Annotated in this window: 1 pseudogene; it reads left to right on the top strand. The window is 31.0% G+C overall.

The window, feature by feature from the left end:
* Positions 1-361: pseudogene (locus RM529_RS17890) on the top strand (TrlF family ATPase); the annotation flags it as partial.

Genomic DNA, 361 nt, shown 5'->3' with positions numbered 1-361 from the left:
ACAATTTAGATGAAACGAATCTAAAACTAAAAAATTCCTATAACCAATTGGTTCGCAAGAAAAAAGTACAGAACGAGATAGCCAATTTTAATATTGAAGGAAGTTCTATAAAAGGACAGGTAAAGGGTATTCGGGAATCGTTGAAAGGTATTTCAGAAGTTGATCAAAAAACGATTGATAAGAAATCAAGATTTGAGTTAGAAAAAACAATAATAGAGAATACTGAATCTGAACTGACTCTTTTTGATTCCAAAACAGACGAACTTATTAAACTTTTGAAGTTGTACCCAGAGCCTATAGAACCTTTCCTTGATGATGTTGAAAATAAGGATTTAATAAGTAAGCTCGATACCGAAATCAA

The sequence above is a fragment of the Autumnicola edwardsiae genome (assembly GCF_031846505.1).
GTDB classification, from domain to species: domain Bacteria; phylum Bacteroidota; class Bacteroidia; order Flavobacteriales; family Flavobacteriaceae; genus Autumnicola; species Autumnicola edwardsiae.
Note: the sequence above shows the minus strand (reverse complement) of the source record. Positions and strands in the feature narration are given on the sequence as shown.